The organism is Pseudomonas edaphica (genome assembly GCF_005863185.1).
GTDB classification, from domain to species: domain Bacteria; phylum Pseudomonadota; class Gammaproteobacteria; order Pseudomonadales; family Pseudomonadaceae; genus Aquipseudomonas; species Aquipseudomonas edaphica.
Map to the genome: position 1 here is coordinate 1 of NZ_VBVZ01000427.1, position 5,416 is coordinate 5,416.

Genomic DNA, 5,416 nt, shown 5'->3' on the forward strand with positions numbered 1-5,416 from the left:
ACTGATGCTCAGCGGCTGCTCAAACAAAGAGATCGCCCGCAAGCTGGCGATCTCTGCCGAAACGGTCAAGGTTCACCGCAAGCATATGTACAACAAGCTGGGGATCAAATCCCAGTCCGAGCTGTTCCTGTTGTTCCTTCAGGCTCAGGAGTGAACCGGGGCCGTCCAGCCCACCTTCGCCATCGCTGCCAGCAGTTGTTCCGGCTTGAGCGCCAGCGCTTGCCGGCCACGGCCCTTAAGGTCGTTGGCGGCTAACAGAGCGTTGAGGATTGCCTCTTCGACGGCGTCTGCCGCGGCCACAAATAACGCGGAGATGTAGTCGTTATTGACCATCTGCAAGGCCGTGGTCGCCGGGCCGGATTGCCCGAGATTGGCAACCGGCAAGCCGGTATTGCCCACCGAGAACGCAATGAAGATGTCGCCGCTGTCGTCCTCGGTGCCGCCACCGACCCGCGCCAAGCCGATACTCGCGCGCTGTGCCAGGCGCGTGCATTGATGGGGCAGTAAGGGCGCGTCGGTGGCGATGGTGATCACGATGGAACCCATGCCAGGCACGCCGACAATCACCGGCCCGTCATAAGGCGAAGGCGTGTCCTGCAATACGCTGCCCACTGGATAACCCGCCACGCGCAAGGCGCTGCGTACACCGTAGTTGGCCTGCACCAGTGCGCCAACCGTCCAGCCGCCCTCCGCTGTACTCAAGACGCGAGACGAGGTACCAATCCCGCCCTTGAATTCATGGCAGATCATACCGTTGCCGCCGCCCACACAGCCTTCCTGCACCGGGCCGCTGCGTGCATTCGCCAATGCGGCGTACACATGCTCGGCAGTGATGTGCTGGTCCCAGATATCGCTCAAAATGCCATCGTAGGTTTCCAGCACCACCGGCATGCACCAATAGGTGTGTTGCTTACCCATCTCGCGCTCGGCGGCCACCAGTGCATCACGCACCACACCTACACTGTGGGTGTTGGTGTAGGCAATGGGTGTGGTCAACAAACCGGCTTCGCGAATCCACTCCAGGCCGGTGGCGTCGCCATTGCCGTTGAGTACGTGAACGCCGGCAAAGCACGGCGCCAGATGGGCCGCGACGGGGCGCGGCTCGATGATGGTCACACCGGTATGCATCGAGCCGTTGGCGCTTTCAGCATTGAGGGTGTGATGGCCGACGCGCACGCCGGGCACGTCGGTAATGGCGTTGAACGCCCCAGGGGTGCCCGTGCCAATGGTGATGCCTAGGTCTCGTAAACGCATGTTTTAACTCTCAATAGTCGAGTGAAGAACGTGCGTGAAGTCTAGGTTGGCGGCGGATGCGTGACGATAACCTCCTTTGGTTACCCTCGGGACGTTAGGCCATTCGTACGATTTATCGCAGAGCCTATACGACGGCGGCCACCCCATTGTCAGTAACGTCCTTGGGTCGCCGAGCTTCATCTTATTTTTTCTTGCGCTCGACCTTCTTAGCATAGGCAGATGAAATCAACGCCCGGCACGCTCGGCTTCCACGCCTGCATCGCAACCACCCTGTATGTAACGACGCTATGGCTGTTTACGGCGATTCAGGTCGCGCGCGCGGCCAGCACGATCGATACCGTCACCAGCACTCAACGCCAGCAAGATCTCCAACTGAAAAGTTTGCAATCCCAAGCACTTGGAACCCCGGATGCACTGACCTCAACGCCCCTGCCCTTCGCCAATGCGCTGAAGCTGCCGGAAGAATCACCCTGTTTCGTTATCCGCACTGTGGCATGGAAAGGTGCAGATGATTTCGACTGGCTGGAACGCGCGCCGGCGATCCTGGGGCAGTGTGTGGGTGGCGAAGGGTTGACGGTTTATCGTCGCTGGGTAGCGGCGCAACTGATGGCTCGCGGATATATCACCACCCAAGTGTTGATACCGGTGCAAGACCTGAGCAGCGGGCACTTGATCGTCCAGCTTATCCCCGGGCGCGTGGGCAAGATCGATCAGCAACCGGGGGCGTTAGGCTGGTCGGGCATGGCGTTTCCTGTGGGAAAAGGCGAATTGCTGAACGTACGCGACCTGGACCAGGCGCTGGACAATGTGCGCCGCCTGCCAGGCCAAGCCGCGACGACGTTGAATCTGATTCCGGGCGCAGAACTGGGTGAAAGCGATGTGATCGTCCAGCAACCGCCGCAGGCACGCCGGGTGTTTGGCCTGCTGACAGCCGACAACGGCGGTATCGACGCTACTGGCCGCCACCAACTCGGCGGGATTGTCGCCATCGACTCTCCGGCGGGGCTTTACGACCAACTGCTACTGACCTACATCACCGACACCGACTTCAATAACCACACCCGTGGGTCTTCGGCTAAAAGCCTGGCTTGGAACGTACCCGCAGGCTATGCCCTGCTGTCGTTCGGTGCCAGCGAGTGGGACAGCAAGCAAGCCTTATTCAAAGACCCCGGGGGGCGCAGTATTGCGTTCAGCTCGCGCACCCGACGCGTCGATGCCGGGCTCGATTACGTGGTGAGTCGCTCCAATCGCAGCAAAAGTGTGCTCAACGCTCGCCTGGTCAATCGTGAGGATCGCGCCTGGGTAGCCTCCACCGAACTGCAGCAATTGCACCGGCAAATTACCAGCTATGAACTTGGCCTGACCCACCGCGCCAACCTGCGCTTTGGCAAGCTGACGGCGCAGGCTGGTGTGCGCGGCTCACTACCCGGACTCAGCAAGACGCCCGGCGCGCTCTATGAGCAACAGGACTGGAACGGTCGCTATCACCTGTTCACTGCCAAGGCGGCGTTTGAGATTCCGTTTGACCTGGGCGCAATGCGTTTGGGCTATCGCAACGCGCTGGTCTACCAATATGCGCCGGTGCCGGTGCCGTCGACCGAATACATGCAGATCGGCGGCCGCTACAGCGTGCGCGGCTTTGACGGTAACACCACCCTCGCCGGCCCCACCGGCTGGACCCTGCGCAATGAGCTGTCCATCACCGCCTTCAGTGGCAGCCAGGCGTATGCGGCACTCGATGCCGGTGCGGCGTCGCCGGTGGGCGGCCAGCAGCAAGGTCGACAGCCATTGATCGGCGCAGCTGTCGGTTTGCGCGGCAATGTCAGCCGCTTTGGTTACGACCTGGCCCTGGGCATGCCGATCAAGAGCAACGACGAGATGAACACCACCACGCCAACCCTCGATTTCTCCCTAAGCAGCCGCTTCTAGGCGAACACTTTTTCCCAGGGATGGGAATCCGAGTGCCACCCAGTGCACTCACCCGGCGCCCGCAGTCGCTACTGCGGGACGCCTCTTTAACCTTCAACCCTCGAGGTCTGTATGAACCCAATGATTCAACCCACTCGGCGCCCATCCAAGCGCACGCTGCTGGCCCTCGCCCTAATGGGCAGCCTGCCGCTGCTGCAACATAACGCGCAAGCGCAACCCGCCCTGACGTTGGACCCGAGCGCTGCGCGTAATGCAGCACTGTCGCAGATCAACGACACCCCGGTGGTCAACATTGCCGCGCCGAATGCCGCAGGTGTTTCCCACAACCGCTTCACCGAGTTCAATGTCGGCCCTGCCGGGCTGATCCTCAACAACAGCACCGCAGGCGCCCAAACCACCCTGGGCGGCGCCATTGCCGGCAACAGCCTGCTCAACGGAACCTCTGCCGGCGTCATTCTCAATGAAGTCACTGGTAAAACCGCCTCAAGTCTCAATGGCATGATTGAAGTCGCGGGGCCGAGCGCTCGTGTGATCATCGCCAACCCCAATGGCATCACCGCCAGCGGTGCTGGCTTTATCAACGCCAATCGCGTGTCGTTAGTAGCGGGCACGGCGGTATTGGACGCGAACGGCCAGGTGGCTCGATTGCAAACCGACCACGGCCAGATCCGCGTGGAAGGTGCTGGCCTTGACGCGTCCGGTGCCAATGAGGTCGACCTGGTCGCACGTACCCTGCAGATCAATGCGCAGCTGCAAGCCAAAAAACTCAACGCCGTGGCCTTGAAAGGCGAAGTCGACGCTATGGACCCGACCAGTGTGCTCAAGCACCTCGGCGCCGACGGCCAAGCCGACATCGCTATTGATGTGGCCCAATTGGGCAGCATGCACGCAGACTCGATTCGCCTGCTCGGCAAGTCAGCCGGCGTAGGCGTGAACGTTCAAGGCAACGTCAAGGCCCTGACCGGCGACTTGAAGGTCACCGCCGATGGCAAGGTACAGATCGCTTCCACGGGCGTGTTGGACGCCAGGCAGGCGCTGTCGATCGCTGGCGATCTGAGCAATCAGGGCGTGCTGCGCAATGGCGGCCCGTTGAGTTTGGTCGGCAACATCGACATCCAGGGTCCGATTCACTTCGGCGGCACGGCTGGGTCGGTTAACACTCTCAAGCCTGGCACTATAGTGACGGGCGGAGCCGCCTCCACAGGCGCTCAAAATGGTATAGGTGTGGTGATCAATCGCCCGGTCGCGTCACGCCCTTCCTATGTCGTCGCGCCGCCTGTATGGAGCAAGCCGGTGGTGAGCTACCCAGCGTTCAACTGGAGCGCCTATCCGTCGTTTGCCTTTAACACTGCGACAGGCCTGAAACAACCGACCCGCATCCTTCCTCAACCACGCTACTGGTAAAGCGCTTTAGCCGGGCGCGGTGGGTCATACCCGCCCGGTCATCCCGTAAGCGCCGCTGTTACTGCTCCCTGGACGATGACGAATGAAGCCTGGGGTTTCGGGCATGGTGCCAATCGCCCCGGTCCGTATCATTTGCCAATGGGCAAAGCCCTCGAAACCGCATCCACATCCCGCTTGCAAACATTCACTCGGCAAAAGCCCTGAGCACTGGGCTGGGAGACTCATGTCCGTCGATATCACTAAACACGGCTCAAAAGGCTTGATGTTTTTTCTCGCGCTGTCACTGACCGCAGCGCTCATGAACAGCAGCGCACCCACGCCGCTGTACCCGTTTTACCAAGAACATCTGCAGATCAAAGCTGTGGACCTGACGTTTATATTCGGCGCCTACGGTGCCGGGGTTTTGCTGGCTTTGACGACTCTGGCGCGCATCGCCGGCCATGTCAAAGACCAGCGTTTTTTGCTGCTCCCAGCCATTGCATTGGTGCTGATCGGCGCCTGGCTGTGCGCTGAATGTGATTCGCTGTGGGCGCTGTGTGTAGCCCGTGCCATCTCGGGGCTTGGCGCAGGGATCATGACCACCGCGGTGAACGTGACGCTGGTACGGTTCGGCCCACTCGACAACGGCAAGTTGGCGGCGACGCTGGCCACCTTGGCAATGATCCTGGGGTTGGCTTTCGGCCCAGTGCTCAGCGGCGTGGCACTTCAACTGAACCTGTACCCGGCCAGCCTGCCCTTCTGGTCGATCATGGCCCTGGTCACTATCGCCGCCCTCGGCGTACTGGCGCTCTGGCCGCGCCGCGCCCTACAGGCCCACACCGCCGCTCAC

The 5,416-nt window shown here is 61.2% G+C and carries 5 protein-coding genes; 4 read left to right on the forward strand and 1 reads right to left on the reverse strand.

Annotation, left to right across the window (positions count from 1 at the left end; genetic code table 11):
- On the forward strand, positions 1 to 154 hold a 154-nt coding region (locus FEM54_RS23250), incomplete at its 5' end, for a response regulator transcription factor (RefSeq protein WP_138453270.1).
- Here the strand turns inward: FEM54_RS23250 and FEM54_RS23255 are convergent.
- Positions 145 to 1,254: a DmpA family aminopeptidase gene (locus FEM54_RS23255; RefSeq protein ID WP_138453273.1), complete on the reverse strand. Its 1,110-nt coding sequence runs from the start codon at positions 1,252 to 1,254 to the stop codon at positions 145 to 147. The two genes, FEM54_RS23250 and FEM54_RS23255, sit on opposite strands and share 10 nt — an antisense overlap.
- Before the next feature lie 219 nt (positions 1,255 to 1,473).
- On the opposite strand from FEM54_RS23255, the gene FEM54_RS23260 reads away from it, so the two are divergent.
- The 3 genes from FEM54_RS23260 to FEM54_RS23270 form a co-directional block, all read left to right on the forward strand.
- Entirely contained in the window at positions 1,474 to 3,183 is a 1,710-nt protein-coding gene (locus FEM54_RS23260) for a ShlB/FhaC/HecB family hemolysin secretion/activation protein (protein WP_138453278.1), read from the forward strand.
- 111 nt (positions 3,184 to 3,294) lie between these two features.
- Positions 3,295 to 4,587, forward strand: coding sequence for a filamentous hemagglutinin N-terminal domain-containing protein (locus FEM54_RS23265; protein ID WP_138453281.1), 1,293 nt, complete (start codon positions 3,295 to 3,297; stop codon positions 4,585 to 4,587).
- 223 nt (positions 4,588 to 4,810) lie between these two features.
- Positions 4,811 to 5,416 (forward strand): MFS transporter (locus FEM54_RS23270; protein WP_138453283.1); only part of this gene is annotated, 606 nt, incomplete at its 3' end.

Bases quoted from the DNA above. Each gene is read 5' to 3' on its own strand.
- FEM54_RS23255 (WP_138453273.1), bottom strand. From the start codon at position 1,254: ATGCGTTTACGAGACCTAGGCATCACCATTGGCACGGGCACCCCTGGG.
- FEM54_RS23260 (WP_138453278.1), top strand. From the start codon at position 1,474: ATGAAATCAACGCCCGGCACGCTCGGCTTCCACGCCTGCATCGCAACC.
- FEM54_RS23265 (WP_138453281.1), top strand. From the start codon at position 3,295: ATGAACCCAATGATTCAACCCACTCGGCGCCCATCCAAGCGCACGCTG.